Origin of the sequence: Allobaculum sp. Allo2 (assembly GCF_022701175.1) — a bacterium.
GTDB lineage: Bacteria > Bacillota_I > Bacilli_A > Erysipelotrichales > Erysipelotrichaceae > Allobaculum > Allobaculum fili.
On sequence record NZ_CP078088.1, the window covers coordinates 218,155 to 237,566 of the forward strand.

The 19,412-nt window shown below is 52.4% G+C and carries 23 protein-coding genes and 4 pseudogenes; 4 read left to right on the forward strand and 23 right to left on the reverse strand.

Annotation, left to right across the window (positions count from 1 at the left end; all coding sequences use genetic code 11):
- The first annotated feature begins 45 nt into the window (after positions 1 to 45).
- The 3 genes from KWG61_RS01355 (at position 46) to KWG61_RS01365 (ending at position 1,734) form a co-directional block, all read left to right on the forward strand.
- A complete protein-coding gene (locus KWG61_RS01355) occupies positions 46 to 207 on the forward strand; it encodes a hypothetical protein (RefSeq protein ID WP_242744721.1) in 162 nt (53 codons plus the stop codon).
- Between the two features lie 760 nt (positions 208 to 967).
- Positions 968 to 1,228 (forward strand): FRAT-87 protein, encoded by a 261-nt coding sequence (locus KWG61_RS01360; RefSeq protein WP_230266902.1) that lies wholly within the window; start codon positions 968 to 970, stop codon positions 1,226 to 1,228.
- Positions 1,229 to 1,464: 236 nt separating this feature from the next.
- Entirely contained in the window at positions 1,465 to 1,734 is a 270-nt protein-coding gene (locus KWG61_RS01365) for an FRAT-87 protein (RefSeq protein ID WP_242744722.1), read from the forward strand.
- 237 nt (positions 1,735 to 1,971) lie between these two features.
- Here KWG61_RS01365 and KWG61_RS01370 read toward each other — a convergent pair whose 3' ends face one another.
- The 9 genes and pseudogenes from KWG61_RS01370 to KWG61_RS16870 all read right to left on the reverse strand — a co-directional run bounded on the left by KWG61_RS01370 (position 1,972) and on the right by KWG61_RS16870 (position 5,938).
- Positions 1,972 to 3,150, reverse strand: a complete 1,179-nt coding sequence (locus KWG61_RS01370; RefSeq protein ID WP_242744723.1) for a PTS fructose transporter subunit IIC — start codon at positions 3,148 to 3,150, stop codon at positions 1,972 to 1,974.
- A gap of 6 nt (positions 3,151 to 3,156) precedes the next feature.
- Positions 3,157 to 3,285, reverse strand: a pseudogene (locus KWG61_RS16860) (hypothetical protein); the annotation flags it as partial.
- Positions 3,234 to 3,470, reverse strand: coding sequence for a PTS fructose transporter subunit IIB (locus tag KWG61_RS01375; protein ID WP_242744724.1), 237 nt, complete (start codon positions 3,468 to 3,470; stop codon positions 3,234 to 3,236). The pseudogene KWG61_RS16860 and the gene KWG61_RS01375, both read right to left, overlap by 52 nt.
- A 65-nt stretch (positions 3,471 to 3,535) precedes the next feature.
- Positions 3,536 to 3,793: a PTS sugar transporter subunit IIA gene (locus KWG61_RS01380; RefSeq protein WP_242745491.1), complete on the reverse strand. Its 258-nt coding sequence runs from the start codon at positions 3,791 to 3,793 to the stop codon at positions 3,536 to 3,538.
- Positions 3,685 to 3,903, reverse strand: a complete 219-nt coding sequence (locus tag KWG61_RS01385; RefSeq protein ID WP_242744725.1) for a hypothetical protein — start codon at positions 3,901 to 3,903, stop codon at positions 3,685 to 3,687. Before KWG61_RS01385 ends, KWG61_RS01380 begins: the two co-directional genes overlap by 109 nt.
- Positions 3,904 to 4,087: 184 nt before the next feature.
- A pseudogene (locus KWG61_RS16865) lies at positions 4,088 to 4,674 on the reverse strand (1-phosphofructokinase family hexose kinase).
- On the reverse strand, positions 4,662 to 5,009 hold the full coding sequence (locus KWG61_RS15715; protein WP_256460733.1) for a PfkB family carbohydrate kinase: 348 nt from the start codon (positions 5,007 to 5,009) through the stop codon (positions 4,662 to 4,664). Before KWG61_RS15715 ends, KWG61_RS16865 begins: the two are co-directional and overlap by 13 nt.
- Before the next feature lie 384 nt (positions 5,010 to 5,393).
- Entirely contained in the window at positions 5,394 to 5,651 is a 258-nt protein-coding gene (locus KWG61_RS01400; protein ID WP_242745493.1) for a hypothetical protein, read from the reverse strand.
- Positions 5,549 to 5,938 carry a DeoR family transcriptional regulator gene (locus tag KWG61_RS16870; RefSeq protein WP_367614236.1) on the reverse strand — a complete coding sequence of 130 codons (390 nt, stop codon included), beginning with the start codon at positions 5,936 to 5,938 and terminating at the stop codon, positions 5,549 to 5,551. The genes KWG61_RS01400 and KWG61_RS16870 overlap by 103 nt, the downstream gene beginning before the upstream one ends.
- Before the next feature lie 654 nt (positions 5,939 to 6,592).
- Here KWG61_RS16870 and KWG61_RS01410 point away from each other — a divergent pair.
- The gene (locus KWG61_RS01410) at positions 6,593 to 7,018 is read left to right on the forward strand and encodes a hypothetical protein (protein ID WP_230266906.1); all 426 of its coding nucleotides are present in this window, start codon (positions 6,593 to 6,595) and stop codon (positions 7,016 to 7,018) included.
- Positions 7,019 to 7,330: 312 nt separating this feature from the next.
- Here KWG61_RS01410 and KWG61_RS01415 read toward each other — a convergent pair whose 3' ends face one another.
- The 14 genes and pseudogenes from KWG61_RS01415 to KWG61_RS01475 form a co-directional block, all read right to left on the reverse strand.
- The gene (locus KWG61_RS01415; RefSeq protein ID WP_367614303.1) at positions 7,331 to 7,807 is read right to left on the reverse strand and encodes a formate/nitrite transporter family protein; all 477 of its coding nucleotides are present in this window, start codon (positions 7,805 to 7,807) and stop codon (positions 7,331 to 7,333) included.
- A complete protein-coding gene (locus KWG61_RS01420; protein WP_242744728.1) occupies positions 7,717 to 7,917 on the reverse strand; it encodes a hypothetical protein in 201 nt (66 codons plus the stop codon). The genes KWG61_RS01415 and KWG61_RS01420 overlap by 91 nt, the downstream gene beginning before the upstream one ends.
- 15 nt (positions 7,918 to 7,932) lie before the next feature.
- On the reverse strand, positions 7,933 to 8,631 hold the full coding sequence (gene pyrF / locus KWG61_RS01425; protein WP_230266908.1) for an orotidine-5'-phosphate decarboxylase: 699 nt from the start codon (positions 8,629 to 8,631) through the stop codon (positions 7,933 to 7,935).
- A 264-nt stretch (positions 8,632 to 8,895) separates the two neighbouring features.
- Positions 8,896 to 9,810: a dihydroorotate dehydrogenase gene (locus KWG61_RS01430; RefSeq protein WP_230266909.1), complete on the reverse strand. Its 915-nt coding sequence runs from the start codon at positions 9,808 to 9,810 to the stop codon at positions 8,896 to 8,898.
- The gene (locus tag KWG61_RS01435) at positions 9,810 to 10,544 is read right to left on the reverse strand and encodes a dihydroorotate dehydrogenase electron transfer subunit (RefSeq protein WP_230266910.1); all 735 of its coding nucleotides are present in this window, start codon (positions 10,542 to 10,544) and stop codon (positions 9,810 to 9,812) included. Before KWG61_RS01435 ends, KWG61_RS01430 begins: the two co-directional genes overlap by 1 nt.
- A 2-nt stretch (positions 10,545 to 10,546) precedes the next feature.
- Positions 10,547 to 11,182 (reverse strand): hypothetical protein, encoded by a 636-nt coding sequence (locus KWG61_RS16875; protein WP_367614304.1) that lies wholly within the window; start codon positions 11,180 to 11,182, stop codon positions 10,547 to 10,549.
- A 30-nt stretch (positions 11,183 to 11,212) separates the two neighbouring features.
- Positions 11,213 to 13,758: pseudogene (gene carB, locus KWG61_RS01440) on the reverse strand (carbamoyl-phosphate synthase large subunit); the annotation flags it as partial.
- Positions 13,751 to 14,842, reverse strand: a complete 1,092-nt coding sequence (gene carA, locus KWG61_RS01445; RefSeq protein ID WP_230266912.1) for a glutamine-hydrolyzing carbamoyl-phosphate synthase small subunit — start codon at positions 14,840 to 14,842, stop codon at positions 13,751 to 13,753. The gene carA and the pseudogene carB, both read right to left, overlap by 8 nt.
- Before the next feature lie 19 nt (positions 14,843 to 14,861).
- The gene (locus KWG61_RS01450; RefSeq protein WP_242744729.1) at positions 14,862 to 15,134 is read right to left on the reverse strand and encodes an amidohydrolase family protein; all 273 of its coding nucleotides are present in this window, start codon (positions 15,132 to 15,134) and stop codon (positions 14,862 to 14,864) included.
- Positions 15,107 to 15,790: a hypothetical protein gene (locus KWG61_RS01455; RefSeq protein ID WP_242744730.1), complete on the reverse strand. Its 684-nt coding sequence runs from the start codon at positions 15,788 to 15,790 to the stop codon at positions 15,107 to 15,109. Before KWG61_RS01455 ends, KWG61_RS01450 begins: the two co-directional genes overlap by 28 nt.
- Positions 15,787 to 16,173, reverse strand: a complete 387-nt coding sequence (locus tag KWG61_RS01460) for an amidohydrolase family protein (protein ID WP_242744731.1) — start codon at positions 16,171 to 16,173, stop codon at positions 15,787 to 15,789. The genes KWG61_RS01455 and KWG61_RS01460 overlap by 4 nt, the downstream gene beginning before the upstream one ends.
- Before the next feature lie 117 nt (positions 16,174 to 16,290).
- A complete protein-coding gene (locus KWG61_RS01465) occupies positions 16,291 to 16,740 on the reverse strand; it encodes a hypothetical protein (protein ID WP_367614305.1) in 450 nt (149 codons plus the stop codon).
- 90 nt (positions 16,741 to 16,830) lie between these two features.
- Positions 16,831 to 17,195, reverse strand: a pseudogene (locus KWG61_RS16880) (aspartate carbamoyltransferase); the annotation flags it as partial.
- Between the two features lie 972 nt (positions 17,196 to 18,167).
- Positions 18,168 to 19,283: a DNA/RNA non-specific endonuclease gene (locus KWG61_RS01475; protein WP_242744733.1), complete on the reverse strand. Its 1,116-nt coding sequence runs from the start codon at positions 19,281 to 19,283 to the stop codon at positions 18,168 to 18,170.
- Between the last annotated feature and the right edge of the window lie 129 nt (positions 19,284 to 19,412).

Here is a 19,412-nt window from a genome sequence, read left to right on the forward strand (position 1 = left end):
CTTTTCTCCTTAACTGGCTTCGAATTAACGCATGGACCGCCGCAGATGCCTTCGCCTGAAAGGGCAAGGCGCTTTTTATATGGATTTTATATGGATATGGATCCAGAAAAGACTTTGGATCCGGGAATGCGGGCGATCTTTTTCCTGTTCAATCTTATCAGATCCGCCGCCAAAACCGGCAGCGGTTTAGAGGAGTCCGGCTTTTGACTCCAAATTCCTTTTTAAATGATCGGACCGCTCAGACGGATCGGACAAAGAAAAAGGACTTTGCCTTATGGCAGACACATAGAGTCTGGCCGCAAGGGGCAAAGTCCTCTTTTCGTTTGAAATGTCGTTTTACGTCCTCATCTGATCTTGCGCTGTTCGCTCAGGACGCAGGCGCGAAGCCGCTTTACTGTTCGTCGGATTCTGTGCCTTCAAATTCTTCTCGAATGCCTAGAACGACTCCAGCCAGAGCGGCGATCACCATCATGGCGCTGATCAGAACCACAATCCACTTTGTATTTTGCATAGGGGGCACTCCTTCCTGCTCAATGCCTTGAGCCGATATTCGCGAAAGTCTTTTCCGCTTTTTCTTTTCTATATTGTACCCTCTGCACCGCTTGCCAGGGAGCGGACAATGACCGGACCTTGCTGGTCATTTTGCTTGTCTGGATGCATTCACCGCTGGCTTCCGGCTATCATTCGCCTCGGAACACTGTCTTGCTTCTTTGCCCGTACGCATTTCCTGGTTATTAATATGATCTTTATTTCAATTTCGTGAAATGTCTATTTTTTACTCCGGTTAAGTTTTTTTATTTGTTTTCTGACTTAGGTAAAGCTATAAAACAAATCATTATAGTCGATATAAATCAAGCGAATAAGGCTTTTTGTTCATGTATCGTTCCGAAAAATATTTGGGCATACAAAAGGAATGATACGTGTCAGCTAGTATTATGAATGCGTAAAGAAAAGGAGATGTTTCTCAATGACTAAAGAAGAATTCAAGAAAGTCCTTGATGCAGCTCTGGGTACAGATGCATACAGTGCAGAAGTAATCGCCGACCTGGTTGAACACTTCGACGCAACTGGCAAATATGCACAGACTGCCAAAGACCGTCTGGACGAGAGATATGGCTCCCTTCTCGGCTGGATTCAGAAACATGCAGCAGAAGGCGAATACGCAAAAGCTGCTGATGAAGCCGAAAAGATTGCGATCGTTCTCAAAGCCCTTGCCGCAATTAAGTAAATCCCAATCGCAAGGCATGCCGGATCCGGACAGGGATCCCGGCAAACGATGGACGCTCAGTCTCATCGCTTAATTGATTCACTATTCTAAATTATCCATTCATCGGAACGAATCTTCGGATTCTCCGGTTTGGAATATGCAGAACCCCGCTGGAGTAAATCCGAAGAAATCGTCCGACGAATTCTTAAGATAATCCATCGGTCAGTATGATTAAACACTTAAGGAGGTCATCTATCATGACAAAAGAAGAATTCACCAAAACCCTGGAAGCTGCAATCGGCGGCACTGAATACGGCGACGAAGTAATCGCTGACCTCACTGCTCACTTCGACGAAACTGGCAAGTACGCTCAGACTGCTAAAGATCGTCTGGACGAAAGACTCGGCTCCCTGGAAGGCTGGGAAAAGAAACACAAAGCTGAAGGCAACGACGCAGCTGCAGCTGTAGAAGCTGAAAAGATCGCTCTCGTTAAAAAGCCCTCGCTGCTATCGCCTAACCAGCTATAGTCCCGCACGTCCCGTCACGGTGACGTCCCTCAACAAACACTCTTAATCCCACACATAAACGCCGGCTGTGCTTCGCCACAGCCGGCGTTTTCTGTTCTTTCTCGCTCCCGTCTTTTGAGAGATCGTTTCCTGCGATCGATCGCGTAAAAGGGCGGTGTCAAACAGGTCATTTTTTTGCCAGCCTGTTCGCACCGCCTCTTTTTCAGGTGTCTTTTATCCGGTTTACAAACTCGGATTTCAGGCCGCTGCTTTTACAGGCTTGCGGGTGAAACCAAGAATCAGAGCTGCAGCAGCTACGCCTGCTGCAAGAGCGACCAGATACATCAGCGGATTGCCGATGGTCAGGACAACAAAGATACCGCCATGAGGTGCCATCAGCGTGCATCCGAACAGTTCAGAAAGCGCGCCGGCAAGAGCGGAACCAATCGCACACGCGGGAAGCACGTGAAGCGGGTCGCTCGCCGCAAATGGAATTGCACCTTCTGTAATGAACGACAGTCCCATGACCACATTCGTCGGCGCTGTTTTCCGCTCATCTTCTGTGAACTTGTTTTTAAACAGCCATGAGGCAAGAGCTATGGCGATGGGAGGAACCATGCCGCCGATCATAACCGAAGCCATTACGGCATAATTTCCAGCCGCAAGAGAAGCCGTGCCGAATACATACGCCGCTTTGTTGAACGGGCCGCCCATATCGATGGCCATCATTCCGGCAAGCAGAGCACCAAGAACCACCCCTGAAACGCCGTTCAGCGATTCGAGCCAGAGATTCAGCTGTGTATTGAGCCAGCCGACTGGCGGTTCAACCAGGAACATCATAATTGCACCGGTGATCAGAACACCGAAGAACGGATAGATCAGCATCGGCTTAATGCCTTCCAGGGAATCCGGGAGTTTGGTACAAATCTTTTTCAGACCGTTAATTACATAGCCGGCCACGAATCCAATCAGCAGCGCGCCAAGGAATCCGGATTTTCCATTTGCGGCAATGGCGCCGCCGACAAATCCGACCATCAGCCCCGGGCGATCCGCAATCGACATGGCGATGTATCCGGAAAGAACCGGGAGCATGAAGCCAAACGCAATATCGCCCACACTCTTGAAGAAAGCCGCCGCCGGCGTAATCGTACCAAACAGCTGCCGCTCGGATTCAGCCAGCATGTTCATGTCTACGCAAAAGCCGTCAATCAGGAAGGCAATAGCGATCATGATTCCGCCGCCGACAATAAAGGGAAGCATGTGCGAAACGCCGTTCATCAGGTCTTTATACACCTTGTGCCAGCCGGATTCTTTTTCTTCCGATCCTTCTGCATGCGATGCATTGCCGGATTCGTATACCGGAGCGGCCGGATCCAGGGAGCGTTCGATCAGCTCCTGCGGTTTATGAATTCCATCGGCAACAGCGGTCTGAATCACGCGTTTTCCGTTGAATCGATCCATAGGAACTTTTGTATCGGCCGCAACAATGATTCCATCGGCATTCTGAATGTCGTCCGCCGTCAGTATATTTTTGCGCCGCCGGATCCGCGTGTTTCCACCTTGACCCGGTATCCCATTTCCTTAGCTTTTTTCTCAATGGACTCTGCAGCCATATACGTATGCGCAATTCCCGTCGGGCATCCCGTAACCGCCACAATATAAGGAACCTTTGCATCCGGATTTGCGCCGGCTGCCGGCTCTTTTCTGCCGTCGCCGTTTTTCTGCCGCCGGCTGATCGAGGGCTTCTTCCGCCTCATTGAGCAGATTCAAAAATTCCTCTGGTGTCTGCGCCTTTTGAGTGCGCTGGAAAGCTCTTCATTCATCAGCATTCTCGACAGCTGGGCCAGCACCTGAAGATGAACGTTTCCGCCTCCGGTGCGGCAATCAGGAACAGAAGATTCACCGGCTGTCCGTCGAGAGAGTCATAATCCACACCGTCTGGAATGACCATGGCGGCCAGACCTGGCTGTTTTACGGCTGCGCTGCGGCCATGGGGAATCGCGATCCCCATGCCCACACCCGTCGTACTTTCTTTTTCCCGGTTATAAACCTGTTCTTCATAGGGAGCGCGCTCTGCGATTTTTCCGCTTTTTCCATGAGATCAATCGCTTTGCGGATAATTTCGTTTTTATCGGCAGCAGAAGCATGCACATCGATGCTTTCGATTGCCAGCAAATCGCGAATTTTCATGTGTTTTCCTTTCCTCTGCCGGACGATTCCGTCCGTCTTTTTCGCTTAAGGTAAATCGGGTGTCTCTTTGCACATCTGCATCCTGTTTTGAGTAAGGAAAACATCGCAGGCGAACACAGATCCGACGCTTCCGGAAATTCCAGATCGGCCGGCAGGAAAGCAGTGTGCAGTGTATTGAAATCGATCAGAGTGTAAACTGCTGAATCTCGATCAGACTTTCGTTCTGAAGCCGCTGAATATCTTCGTACTGGGCCAGATCGCTGCAGAAGGCGGTAGCCGATCCGCAGTAGACGCCAAGAGCAAGCGCCTCTTTAAGATTCTCGGTATCGAGATAGCCAGCCATAAATCCCGCAACCATCGAGTCGCCCGACCCGACGGAATTGACCAGTTTTCCCTGCGGGCAGGAAGCCGTATAAAACGCGCCGTCCATTCCGGCAAGCAGTGCACCTTTCGCCCCGCGGGAAACCAGAACATTTTTGCCCCCATGTCCTGAAGTCTGCGGGCCGCCCGGGCAAGGCTTTCGACGGATTCAAGTTTCTGATCAAACAGAGCTTCCAGCTCATCCTGATTTGGCTTGATCAGAAACGGATGCCGCTCGAGGGTATGGAGCAGAAGATCGCCCGTGGCGTCTACCGCACTGAGCACGGAGTCCTTGGTCAGATCGAGCAGATGACGGTAGAACATCGAATCCATTCCAGCCGGAACGCTTCCAGAAAGAATCAGCACATCCTTTTCGTTCAGGCTTCGGATGCGGGTTTTCAGTTTTTCCACGTCCGCCTCACAAAGCTGCAGACCGCATCCGTTGATTTCCGTTTCCCTGCCGGATTTGAGCTTGACGTTAATCCGGGTATAGCCGGCACAGTCGATGAAGTCCTTTTAAAGCGGCGCTCTTCCAGCATGCGCACAAGTTCCTGTCCGGAAAATCCGGCCACAAATCCAAGGGCTGTATTTTCATGGCCGAGCCGTCCAAGGATCGTGGATACATTGATGCCTTTTCCGCCTGGATACAGTGCGCATTCTTCGGCCCGGTTTGTTTCGCCGGTTTCGAAATGATCGACGCGCATGATGTAGTCCAGCGAAGGATTGGCGGTAAGAGTGTAGATCATGAAGTTCTCCTTTCCTTTTTCCCAGACAGAGATACCGGGACGATCGAGCCTGGCTTACCTCGATTCGCCCAAAACCGCTGTTTGGGCTTCCTGTTTTTCTGATGATCGGTGCAAGTTCGTCACGCCGGACAGAGCTGCTTTGTCCTGAGGGTTTTACTGGATTTCGTCTTCGTTCTCCGAAACCGTTTCGCCCGTGCTTCGAAGAACCAGTCCGGGAAATCCATCCGGAATCTGCGCGTTTTTTCCGTAATCAGAACGGCCTGTGACAGGTCGCCAAACCGAACGGCCGCGATCTGATCAAACTTGGAAGAATCGGCAAGCACATAGGCTTCCAGCGTTCTCTCCAGCGCTTTTTCTTTACACTCGCTTCCCGTACATCCGGTGTCAGCAGTTCTCCGTCTTCTGTGACGGCATTGGTCCCAAAAATCCTTTGGAAAATCGGTACTTGTCCAGAAATTCGAGTGTTTCTTCCCCCACCAGCGCACTGGTGATCGATTTGAGCTCTCCGCCGGTTACGGAAACCGGAACGCCGAGCTCCATCAGCCGTACGGCATGGGAAATGGAATCGGTAATCGCCCGGATCTTCTTTCCGGCCAGCAGAGGAAGGAGTGCTTCCACCGTTGTTCCAGCATCCAGATAAATGGTTTCGCCATCCTGAATCTGCGCGGCTGCCTGAAGGGCAATCGCCTTTTTTCTTTCTGATGCTGGTCCCGGCGGCTCGCCAGCTGACTGTCGGAAACATGGGTTCTCGGTTTGCAGGTCACGCCGCCGCGTACCCGATGCAGCAGCCCCTGTTCTTCAAGCGCCATCAGATCTCTTCGCAGCGTACTCTCGGACGTCCCGAGCAGATCGAGCAGTTCCTGCTGCGATGCTCTTTCTTTTCCTTTTAAATACTCCAGAATTTTCTCGTGTCTTTCTTCGGTCATCATTTTCTGTTTTCCTTCATTTCTTTTCTATTTCTTTCACCTCTGTTCACCTGGTTTTCTTACAGTGAAATCATACGGCGATGAAAGCGGTTAATCAACCATATTTATTCAAATTTATTCATTAATTTTCTTTTTATCCTTTGATTCCATCTATTTTCGTTCAGTTTCTTTCTTATTTGTTCAAAACTATTCATATATTTCATATTTATCCAAAAGCAGAAACGCTGCACCCGGCCTTGGAAGCCCGCAAAATGGCGTCAAAGGCTCGCTCAGCTCCTTATTTGTTCATAGTACTCCAATAAAGAGCCGCTTTCGTCCAATTCTGAAAGATCGTCCGGAGGAAAGAAAACGGGACGAACGTTCTGTCCCTGGATAATTGGCGGCTTTATCTGACGAAAAACTGTCCAGAACACGTAAGCCTGTTTTTCGGAATGGAACGGGAAGTTCAGATGCTTCCGGAACCGGTCACGAAGCTTCAGATTTTTAAACAGGAACAAACTCTCTGAATCTCACACATAAATTGCGGGTGTGCTTCGTCACAGCCGGTATTTTCAATTCTGGCCTTTCTCAAATCCGCTTCAGACTGTATCCTGTCTAGTAGACGGATGCCTCCGGGCGAATGGAGGACATCCACATAGATCTTGGAGGATTTATATTTTGAAAAAGACCGTTTATACACTGCTGAGCGCAGCTCTGCTGCTTACCATGGCCGGCTGCTCCAGCAAGCCTGCAGACTCCAGCACTTCGTCTGCAGCCGGATCATCCGCTGTCTCCGACGCTTCCGCCATTACGAGCGAAGGCACTTCTTCCGCGAAAGAAGAACCTGCAGAACCGGCAATTTATGCGGTAGGCGACATTCTCGCCAACACGCCGTTCTCCCGTCAGTCGGTCATCAATCAGCTGATCGACATGGGCTATTCCAAATCCACCGCAGAAAGCGCCGTTGACGAATACGGAGCTGACTGGGTAGAAAACGCGAAAGAAATGCTGAATCGTCTCGACAAGAAAGATCACGACGAAGCGATCCAGACGCTGCTCGACTTTGGTTTCACACAGGAAGAAGCCGAAGCGGCTGTTGAATAAGCTGTTGAATAATTGAAAAGAAGTCATTCCAGTACCAGACCCATTTCAGGCGCTCTGCCCGCTGTTTTTACAGCCGGTCGAGCGCCTTTTCCTGTTTTCAGCTTTCCTTATCATCTTTTTCCTCTTACCTTTTTCCTCTTCCCGCTTCCCTTTCTTTTCTCTCTTTCGTGTCCAGTTTTCAGGGTACCCTTTCTTCCTTGCTCTGGGTATGCGGCTATAGAAAAATCCGTCTGGATTTTGCCGAACAATCGGACAGTCCAGACGGATTACCATTCCTTTTGAAATGCAGCTTTGAAACACAGCGTTTCGAGCTTAGTTTTTGGCTTTTGCCTGCAGTGACGGCCAGCGGAAGATGGCTTTGTCTTCGACCATCAGACGGCAGATCACCGCGCCAAGCGCGTTGCCAAGCAAAATCCAGAGCAGGTTGAGCGACCATTTCCAGGCCAGCGCCATATAGGCGAAGTCGGCGATGGAGTGTTCAAATCCACAGAGGATAAATACCGTGACGCAAAGGAAGCATCCAGCGTGAAAGCCTCTTTTCCAGGAGCTGACCGCCAGATACATGAGAACGCCGCAAAACGTCCCGTTAATGAGGGCGACATACCAGCTCAGGGCGTCTTTCTTTTCCACCAGTGCCTGCGCGGTTTCAATCACCGGCGTGTTCGTGCGCAGCAGCAGACAGACAATTCCGGCACCGATCAGGTTGCCCAGAAGAATACGGAGAAACGGCAGGTCCTGCTCGCCGAAAAAGCCGATTTTCCCGGTGAAGAGATCAAGCTGATAAATGATGACAAACGCCAGGCCGAAGCCGAAAAGAGGGCGCCCAGCGGCGCTTCGGCACGAAGGAACAAATACGCGGCAATCGCAATCATTCCGCCGGCCGCAATCGATTTTTTCATGGAAAGCGGCCCTGCTTACGCGTTCATCACCGCTTCGATGGCTTCAAACGTGGCTTTCGGATCCGCTGCCTTAGTAATGGAACGACCGACAACGATGTAATCGCATCCCTGTTTGCGGGCGAATTCCGGGGTGGCGACGCGCTTCTGGTCGTCCTTGGAATCGGTGGCCAGACGAATGCCCGGGGTTACAGTAAGGAAATCTTCGCCGCAGGCTTCCTTGATCGCCTTGGCTTCATGGACGGAGCAGACCACGCCGTCCAGACCGGCTTCCTTGGCCGCTTTGGCGTAGCGAATGACGGAATCGATGACTTCGCCAGGGATGCCCTGCTGTTCGTTCATCGCTTCCTTCGACGTGCTGGTCAGCTGTGTTACCGCGATGACGAGCGGCTTCTTGCCTTCGCCGGCACCGAGTTCAATGCCTTCCTTGGCGGCTTTCATCATTTCGATGCCGCCGGCCGCATGGCAGTTGACGATATCGGCGCCCAGAGCCGCCAGGTTTTTCATGCCGCCTTTTACGGTGTTTGGAATATCGTGCAGCTTCAGATCGAGGAAAACGTCATGACCCATCGCCTTGACTTCACGGACCATGTCCAGACCTTCCGCATACGTCAGTTCCATGCCGATTTTTACGGTGACGGGCTGATCAAACTGGGAAAGGAAATCCAGGACTTCCTGACGGCTGGAAAAATCCAGCGCAATAATTGTTTTGCTCATAAATTCTCCTTCTCTCGCTTTCGTGTTCTTCTGATGTTTCGCCGTTCTGCGCTTTCGAGCGTAGTCGGACAGGCATTTACGGATCGAATCGAGCCAGGCGCAGCAGGTCGCGCCTGGCGGTGCAGTTTTCGATCGCCTTTACTGTATCGAATCCTGTCTGAAAATGACAAAGAATCCAGCTTTCGTACGAAAAAGGGCTTTTCTTCTCTTCGTTTCGCCTCAAAAGAAGCCGGCAGTCGACCGGCTTCTTCGTTTTTAAAAGACTTAGTTTTTCGGAAGCGCTTTGCCAATGGCTTCCTTGACCGAGTTCAGACGGTATCTGGCCAGAGCGGCAGGAAGTTCATCGATAATGCGCGGGCATGCCCACGGATCGACCAGATTTTCGCTGCCGATTTCCACAGCGCTTGCGCCTGCGTACAGGAATTCCAGAACATCTTCGGCGCATGTAATGCCGCCGCAGCCGATGATTGGAATGTTTACAGCCTGTGCACAAAGGTAGACCGCACGGATGGCGATCGGCTTAATCGCCGGTCCGGAAAGACCGCCTGTGACGTTGCCAAGCAGCGGTTTTGCGGTGCGCAGATCGATGCGCATCGCCGGAACGGTATTGATCAGAACGATACCGTCAGCACCGGCCTGTTCCACCGCCTGCGCGATTTTCGTGATATCCGTTACGTTTGGCGAAAGCTTCACGTAAACCGGCTTGTCGGCAACGGCCTTCGCCATACGGGTGACTTCCGCAGCCAGTTCGGGATTGGTACCGATGGCCATGCCGCCGGCGGAAACGTTCGGGCAGGAGATGTTCAGCTCAAACGCCTTGATAACGTCCATGCCGCGCAGCTGTTCAATGACCAGCGCGTAGTCCTGCAGACTTGCGCCCGCCACGTTGGCGATGACTTCGGTATCAAACTGTTCCAGAAACGGAAGTTCGCGGGCTTTGACGAATTCCACGCCTCGGTTCTGCAGACCGATGGCGTTGATCATGCCCGACGGAGCTTCCGCGATGCGCGGCAGAGGATTGCCGGCGCGGGGATCGGGCGTAATGCTTTTGACGCAGCAGCCGCCCAGAAGGCTCAGATCGTAAATCATCGAAAATTCACGGCCAAAGCCGAAGGTTCCCGAGGCAGGAATAACCGGGTTTTTCAGGTTCAGACCTGGAAGCTGTACAGAAAGATCCATTACAGTACCACCTTTCCAATCGGGAATACGGGTCCGTTCTTGCAGACGCGAACCTGCATGCCGTTGCGATCCGTCATGACGCAGCCGTTGCATACGCCAAAACCACAGCCCATGCGAGCTTCTAACGATACATAGCCTTTGGTGTAGGCATTGCTGACGGCGCGCAGCATCGGAAGCGGGCCGCACGAGAGGACAAAATCCGTCTCGATGCCCTTAGCGCGAACGCCGTCCAGAACGGTGCCCTTAATGCCGGCACTGCCGTCCATCGTGCAGATGACGGGCGAAATGCCCAGATGCTCAAATTCATCGACGTAGAAGACATCGCCGGCACTGTTAAAGCCCAGAACGACATCCACTTTAGCGCCTTTTTCAAGATAGGCTTTTGCGGTATACAGCATTGGAGGCGTTCCGACGCCGCCGCCCAGGATCAGAACTTCTTTCTGATCCGTGATCGGAAAACCGGTTCCCAGCGGACCGAGCAGCGAAAGGCAGGTGCCCGGTTCCATCGTCGACATTTTGTCGGTTCCGTTTCCCATGATTTTGTAAACCAGCGTCAGGCGGTCTTCTTCCACCCACGATACGGAGATCGGGCGGCGAAGAAAGTAGCCGGGCAGCGCCACATCCACAAACTGGCCCGGTTTGGCCAGCGCGGCGAGGTCGGTTTTCAGAACCATTTTGTAAACCGAATCGGCGATGGGGGTATTGTTAAGGATTTCTGCGTTGGATTGTTTCATGTTTATTTCCCCATTTCGTTCATGGAAATCATCGAGAAGGAAAGGGATTCAAGAACTTTGAGAAGCGCGTTGGCGGTATCGAGGGACGTCATGCAGAAAATGTTATTTTCCGAAGCCACGCGGCGGATGATAAATCCGTCGTCCTCGTTTTTGCGCGAATGACGGCTCATCGTGTTCACTACGAAGTTGACGCGGCCGTTTCGGATGACATCCACAACCGATTCCACATCGCCGCCCTGATTTTCAATCTTGGCAGCGTCGTGAACGAACAGGCCATGTTCGCGCAGGAAGCGAGCCGTACCCGGGGTGGCGTAAATGCCGTAACCGATCGTCGCAAAACGCTTAGCCAGCGGCAGTGCGTCTTCCTTGTCCGCATCCGCAATCGTCAGCAGGACGTTGCCGTGCGGAGAAACTTTAATACCAGCGGCAACCAGGGCTTTATACAGCGCCTTTTCAAGGTTGATATCGGAGCCTAACGCTTCACCGGTCGATTTCATTTCCGGTCCAAGAACGGTGTCTACGCTGCGCAGCTTGGCAAAGGAGAAGACTGGTGCCTTGACGAAGACGCGGTGCGCGTCTTCCGGACGATAGCCAGGTTCATAGCCCTGTTCGCGCAGGGAGTGGCCAAGTACCGCCATCGTCGCCGCATGGGACATCGGCGTACCGGTAATCTTGGACAGGAACGGAACGGTTCTTGAAGATCTCGGATTGACTTCGAGAACATACACCTGATCATTATGATCAACAATAAACTGAATGTTGTACAGTCCGATGAATCCGAAACCTTGACCGATCCGGATGGCGTAGTCAATAATAGTACTTTTACTTCGTCGCTGATCGTCTGGGGCGGATAGACCGAAATGGAGTCGCCGGAATGGACGCCGGCGCGTTCGATATGTTCCATGATGCCCGGCAGATAGACGTCTTTTCCATCGGCGATGCCATCGATTTCCAGCTCCTTGCCGACGATGTACTTGTCGACCAGAATCGGAGCGTCATGGGAAATTTCCTTAACCGCGTTGCCCATGTATTTCACGAGTTCATCGTCATCGTGAACGATTTCCATAGCGCGGCCGCCCAGTACGTAGGACGGACGAACGAGAACCGGATAGCCGATGCGCTTGGCGATGTCGAGCGCTTCTTCAACGGTAACCGCGGTTTCGCCCTGCGGCTGCGGGATATCAAGCTTTTTAAGCATCGCTTCAAATTCATGACGGTCTTCCGCAAGGTCAATGCTCTTGAGCGACGTACCGAGAATCTTGACGCCGTGTTCGGCAAGGGAAGCTGCCAGGTTGATGGCCGTCTGGCCGCCGAACTGAACGATGACGCCTTCCGGTTTTTCGAGATCGATGACTTCCATGACATCTTCGGTCGTCAGCGGTTCGAAATACAGCTTGTCGGAAATCGAGAAGTCGGTCGATACCGTTTCCGGGTTGTTGTTGATAATGATGGCTTCATAGCCGGCCGAACGCAGCGATTCGACGCAGTGTACGGTCGCGTAGTCAAACTCGACACCCTGACCGATACGGATCGGGCCGGAACCGAGAACGATGATTTTCTTATTGTCGGAAGGAATGCTTTCGTTTTCCTGCTCATACGTCGAGTAGAAGTACGGGGTGGCGGAAGTAAATTCGCCGGCGCAGGTGTCAACCATTTTGTAAACCGGAACGATGCCATTGGCGTGACGCAGGTCATACAGTTCCTTTTCCGGCACGTTCCAGGCTCTGGCGATGTAGGAATCGGAGAAGCCGTTTTGCTTGAGGATGGCGAGCGTTTCGACATCCATCGGTTTTGCCATCATCAGGGATTCGAGGTTGATGATGCGCTCGAGATGCCACAGGAAGAACGGGTCGATCTTCGTCATATCGTGAAGTTCTTCAATCGTGCCACCGTCGCGCAGCCATTTGCCCAGCGCGTACATGCGCAGATCGCTCTTGCCTGTGATCAGCTTGGCGAGATCTTCCCTGGACAGTTCGTCAAGATCCTTTAAGTACAGATGATCGACTTTCATTTCCAGCGAACGTACGCCTTTGAGGAACGATTCCGCAAACGTACGGCCGATGGACATGACTTCACCAGTCGCCTTCATCTGCGTACCGAGGGTACGGTCGGCGTTCGGGAATTTGTCGAAGGGAAAACGCGGGAACTTGGAAACGATGTAGTCAATCGCCGGTTCGAAGCAGGCGTAGGACGATTTGGTAATCGGGTTGAGAATTTCATCGAGGGTCAGGCCGACTGCGAGTTTGGCCGAAATGCGCGCGATCGGATAGCCGGTGGCTTTGGACGCCAGCGCCGAAGAGCGGGATACACGCGGGTTAACCTCAATGACGTAGTACTTGAAGCTTTCCGGATCGAGGGCGAGCTGTACATTGCATCCGCCGCAGATTTTCAGGGCGCGGATGATTTTCAGCGAAGCTGAACGAAGCAGCTGGTTTTCGCGGTCGGTCAGCGTCTGTACCGGAGCGACAACGATGGAGTCGCCGGTATGAATGCCGACAGGATCCACGTTTTCCATGTTGCAGACCACGATCGCGTTGTCGTTGGTATCGCGCATAACTTCGTACTCGATTTCCTTGTAGCCGGCAATCGACTGCTCGATCAGGCACTGGTGAACTGGGGAAATTTTCAGACCGGCATCGCAGATGGTGCGCAGTTCTTCTTCATTGTCCGCAAATCCGCCGCCGGTTCCGCCCAGAGTGTAGGCCGGACGGACAACGACCGGGTAGCCGAGGGTTCTGCAGTATTCCACTGCCTGATCCACGGTGTGGACGATGTCGCTTTCCGGCACCGGTTCGTTAATTTCACGCATGAGCGAACGGAAGAGTTCGCGGTCTTCCGCCTTGTTGATGGCGGAAAGGTCGGTACCGAGGATTTCGACACCGTATTCATCGAGAATGCCGTCTTCCGCCAGTTCAACAACCAGGTTCAGACCAGTCTGGCCGCCGAGGGAGCCAAGAACGGCATCCGGGCGTTCCTTATAAATAATGCGTTTGGCAAAGTCGAGGGTAATCGGCTCGATGTACACCTGGTCGGCAACAACCGAGTCGGTCATGATGGTCGCCGGGTTGGAGTTGATCAGAATGACTTCATAGCCTTCTTCACGCAGCGACTGGCAGGCCTGTGTTCCTGCATAGTCGAATTCGGCAGCCTGGCCGATGACGATCGGGCCGGAGCCGATAACGAGAATTTTATGGATATCCGTACGTTTAGGCATTCTTCTTTTTCTCCTTTTCTTCTTCCATCAGCGCCATGAAGCGGTCAAACATTTTCTTGGAGTCGTTCGGGCCGGCATTGGCTTCGGGATGGAACTGAAGCGAGAAAACCGGGTATTCGGTATGCATCATGCCTTCGCAGGACTTGTCGTTCAGCGCGACATGCGTCATTTTCAGACCCGTTCCTTTCAGCGAGTCCTTATCGACCGCATAGCCATGGTTCTGGCTGGTAATTTCCACATGGCCGTCTTCGAGATCAACAACTGGATGGTTGCCGCCGCGATGGCCGAATTTCAGCTTGTAGGTTTTGGCACCGCAGGCCAGCGCGATCAGCTGATGGCCCAGGCAGATGCCGAAGATGGGTACTTTTCCGATCAGATTGCGGATCGTTTCAATCGATTCCGGCAGATCTTCCGGGTTTCCAGGACCGTTCGTGAGCATGACACCGTCCGGGCGGAAGTTCATGATCGTTTTCCAGTCGGTGTTATACGGAACAACGACGATGTCGCAGCCGCGCATCGACAGTTCGCGCACGATGCCCAGCTTGGCGCCAAAGTCCATCAGGATAACTTTCGGTCCGCGGTTTGGTACCGAGTAAAGCTTGGAGGAGCTTACGCGCTTTACCTGATCGTGCGGCAGTTCCGTTTCCTGCAGCGTTTTCACAATTGCGTCCACATCGGCGTCGACATTGGCCATCGTCGCGCGCATGGTGCCGTGTTCACGGATGCGGCGGGTCAGCGCGCGGGTATCCACTTCGCTGATGCCTGGGATATTTTCGTTTTTGCAGAACTGGTCGAGCGATTCGCAGGCGCGCCAGTTGGAGTAGTCGTCACAGAGATTTTTGACAACGAAACCGAACGCAGCCGGTTCAATGCTTTCCCAGTCGTCGCGGTTTACGCCGTAGTTTCCGATGAGGGGGTACGTCATCAGAATGATCTGACCGCAGTAGGAGTTGTCCGTAAGGATCTCCTGGTAGCCGGTCATTGAGGTGTTGAAAACAAGCTCGCCGATCTGGAAATTGTCGGAGCCGAAGCCCTTGCCTTTCCAGACGCTGCCGTCTTCAAGAATCAGCAGTCTGTCTTCCATATTTATTTATCCTTTCTATTTATTTATCCTTTCTGGTCCATACCGGGCGGCCCTCCGACCACGTCTGCATGACGCACACATTCGCTGTCCAGCCGCCAAACGGCGTATTTTTCCCTTTCGATTCAAAATCGGCGGGGTCAATGGTGTAGGTTCGATCAAAATCCGCCAGGAAGAAATCCGGGCGATAGCCTTCGCGCAGCTCGCCGGTCTTTTCCAGACCGAAGCGCTTCGCGGGCTTTGCGGCCATCCACTCCAGCAGCTGTTTCAGACTCCAGCGTTTCTGGCGGTCCACAAACTCGGTGTACAGCAGCGGGAAGGCGGTTTCGAGAGCAACGATGCCAAAGGGCGCCTTGTCCATCGGCCGCGTTTTTCTTCCATCGTATGCGGGGCATGGTCGTTGGCGATGAAATCCAGCGTTCCATCTTCCAGCCCTTCAATCAGCGCCATGCGATCTTCATGCGAACGCAGGGGCGGATTCATTTTTTCCATCGCATCCTGAACGTCCCTGTCTTCCAGGAGCAGATGATGTGCAGTCACTTCGGCGGTGCAGTTGACGCCGTCGCGCTTGGCCTGCCGCAGTGCTTCCACGCTTTCTTTTGCGGAAATGTGATCTGCATGGTAAGCCACCGGAATCTGGCGTGCATAGCCGAGATCGCGAATGAGCTGGGCGCTTTCACAGGCGCTCGGAATACCGATCCAGCCATTCTTTTTCGCGTACGGACCTTCATGCACCGAAGCGCCCGGCGCGCGATAGTTCATGTCTTCGGTATGGCAGGAAAAGAGCACATCGGCTTCCACTGCCTTTTTCATGGCTTCCTGCATGACATCGCCGCTCGCTACGCCGACGCCGTCATCCGAAAACTGATGAATGCCGAGTTTTTTCAGCGCCGCATAGTCGGTCGGCGTCCTGCCGGCTTCATCGTCGGTGATTGTTCCAAACGGAATCACGCGTACAACGGCATCGTTCGCGATTTTTCCAGATACGGTTCCATCGTCTCTACAGTTGATGGATACGGGCGAAGGTTTGGCATCGCGAAGATCGTCGTAAAGCCGCCGGCAGCCGCCGCCCGGCTTCCCGCGGCAATCGTTTCCTTGGCTTCGTAGCCTGGTTCGCGCAGATGCACGTGGGTATCAACCAGACCGGGCAGTACAGCCAGGCCCTTGGCATCGATAATTTCCACATCGTCATCGACTTCAATTTCTGGCGCGATCTGAAGGATTTTTTCCTGATCAAACAACATTTCCAGATTCTGAAGCGAACCGTCATAAAAGATGCGGGCGTTCTTGATCTTGATGGGGTGAAGCCCGGAAAATGCGGGTTTCGTGTTCACAGAGATTTCCTCCTTTATTCGGGTTTCTCTTATTTATCGTAGATTTAACGGAAGGCTCCGTCTTATCTTTCCTGGATTCGTAAGTGTTTCTGGCCGGTTTCGCCGGCTTTTTATGGCTCAGGCCTTGCTTCGGCCAAAAGGCTCGAAGCCGAGAGCACGGCGGACAACCGCCTTGCGGACGAGGACCCCGTTTTTCATCTGCTGGAAAATGCGGCTGCGGCTGCATTCCACCAGATCGGTATCAATTTCCACGCCGCGATTGACCGGCGCCGGATGCATGATGATCGCATGATCCTTCATGCGCTTTTCCCGTTCTTTCGTCAGGCCGTAGCGGCTGAGGTATTCCTCGTCGCTCAGGCTTTCGAGGCGGGCGCCGCGTTCACGCTGAATGCGCAGCAGGATGAGGACGTCAGCCCATTCAATGTTTTCGTCCAGATCCACAAACGGGTAGCCTTCGCGTTCCCATTCTTTCGGTCCCGCAAAGCGGACTGTCGAGCCGAAGCGTTCGAGGGCTTCCTTGTCGCTGGCCGCAACGCGGGAGTGAGCGACATCGCCGCAGATGAGCACGTTGAGGTGATCAAGGCGGCCAAATTCGTTGTAAATCGTGAGCAGATCGAGCAGGCACTGTGTCGGGTGATTGCCCTTGCCGTCTCCGGCATTGATGATGGGAACTTCAATATTTTCCAGTTCGCGGAAATATTCGTCCTGGGCGCTCCGGATGACCAGAACACCGTAGCCGAGCGCCTCAAAAGTGCGCACGGTATCGTAAAGCGTTTCCCCTTTGTCAGCGAAGACGATTCGGGGTTGAAGTCGGCGGCCTGCAGTCCAAGCTGGTATTCCGCGCTTTCAAATGAGTAGTGTGTACGAGTCGAAGGCTCAAAAAAGATTAGCAGTAAGTTTCCTGGATGAAACAGGAACCTGCCAATCTGATTGAGAACTATAAAAACCTTCGCATCATTGAGAATATCGAGGATATCCTGATTGGATAAATCCTTCATAGTGAGAAGCGACTTTGGATTCATTCACTTACCTCCCTGATGTCCAGATCCATGGTGATGATCAATTTGATCTTTTGGATTATAGCGCAAGTCCCCGCAGGATGACAAACAAATTTCAAGCGTCGTACCCTGCAGGAATTTTTCCCTCCGGATTGCACCATTTCCCTTCTTTTGGATCATTTTCAGAATGTATCTCTTCGAATTAGGAACTATACCATGCGCAGTAAAAAGAAAAATCAGACGATCCGCGTCAGGCAAACGGAAAATGGTATAGGGGCAAGCAGAGCCAAAAGCGTAGATACAGATCGGCAAAAGTAAAAACGAAATTTCCACTTTACATAAAGCATATACATCCATTTTACCCTAAAAACTGTCAAAGATTCGATGGCGACGCGAGTCTTTGCAGGAATTTTCCGCCCTTGGACTGCACCGCTTTCTTTCTTCCAGGCCATTTTCTGAATGGATCTCTTCGAATCCGGAACTCCACTTTGCGCAGGAAAAGGGAAATCAGATGATCCGCGCCAGACAAACGGAGAATGGTATGCGGGAAAGCCAGAACAAAAAGTGCAGCTACAGATCGACAAAAGCCAAAAGCCCGATATCCGATTTACATAAAGTAAATACAGACTTTTAGGCCAAAAAACTGTCAAAGTTTCAATGGCTGCGCAAAGAAAAACATCCTGCAGGAAAACAGAACCAAAATGTGTAGCTACAGATTTGCAAAAAACTAAAAAGGATATTTTCGCTTTATATAAAGAAGATATAGACTTTTTTTCACCTGAAAAACTGTCAAAGATTCAATTGCCATCCCAGTTCCTGCAGGAATATTCCGCCTCTGGACTTTGCCGTTTCCTTCTTCTGCGCCATTTTCCGAATGGATCTCTTCGAATCCGAAACTATGTTCTGCGCAGTAAAAATGGAGTGCCGACCGGTTTTCGACACTCCGTTTTTCTGTTTCCTCATTTTTCACGTTTTTTACTGCCGGACTGGGCGCACTTACGGGTTGCATCGTTTGCAGGGCTGATAGCCTTCCGCAATCAGCGCATCCCGGCTGGCAACGACATCCTTGCGGTTTTTCGGTTTCATATCCGCGACGGACTTGCAGTCGGGGTGATGGAACTTATGCGTATTCGTATTGCAGACGTAGGACGCTTCGGCAGCCGGAGCCTGGGCGGGTGCCTGGGCATCGTCGCCAGAAGGAGCGGCCTGTTCCTGACCCGTTCCGCCGACGGCGATGGTTCCGTCCGCTTCATTAGATCCGTCAGCATAATTGATGGCCACACCCGGTTCGCGGTTGTACGCAAAGACGCAGAACTGCAGTCCCTTTCCGTCATCTTCGACAGATTTGGCTTCCATCAGGACACCCTGAGCAACCAGATCGTTTCCTTTGTAAATTGGGGTCACCCGGTACATGACGTGGTTTCCCGTCTGTTCAATATAGTCCCGGGCCTGTGTCTCATACGGAAGCATGCCTTTCGTATTCATCGTCCGGGTTCCGGTAATGAGGTTGCGCGGATTGGCGTTCTGACCGGAAAGCATGTAAGCCACCAGATGGCAGCGGTTGTACACATAGCCGTTTTCCACAAACGGATATTCCTTGTTTTCAAAACCGGTCGGATGCACGGACGAAATATCGCCGCGATCTTCCTCCGGCATGATTTCCTGACCTAAAGAGGCGTAGCCCATAGTCGCTCGGCCAAACGCATCCAGATCGAAGTAATGCTGGAAAGCCTGCGTCGTTTCTTCGTTTTCTTCAAAAAACGGGACGTTGTCATGTATGATCGCCACCGGATTTCCGGTATAGGGCGGAATGTCGTCCGCGGTAAAGTCGTAGCCAGGCGCGTACGGCTCGCTTTGACTGTCTGCCGCGGCCGTTTGCGAACTTTGCGAAGACAGGCTGGACTCATTTTGCAGGGAAGACGTTTGCTGACTTTGCGAAATGGAAATCGAACTTTGCGACCGGCTTGCATCCTCGACGGAAGAAGCGCCGCATGCCGTCAGCAGCGGGATCAGAAGCAGCACAAGGGCGCGGTTTAAAATCCTGGACATCGTTCTCGCCCGTTTTCGCACTCTGTGCGAAAATCGATGCGCAGAAGAATTAAAGGGGTTCATCGTCTCAGTTTCCTTTCCGTAAAAGACCAGCCCCTTTTCCATCGCCAGAAAGCCCGAAAAATCCGCTTTGATTCCGATTATGGGAAGAGTGTGGTCTCTCTTTTTCTCTCATTCGTCTATATTTTGGAC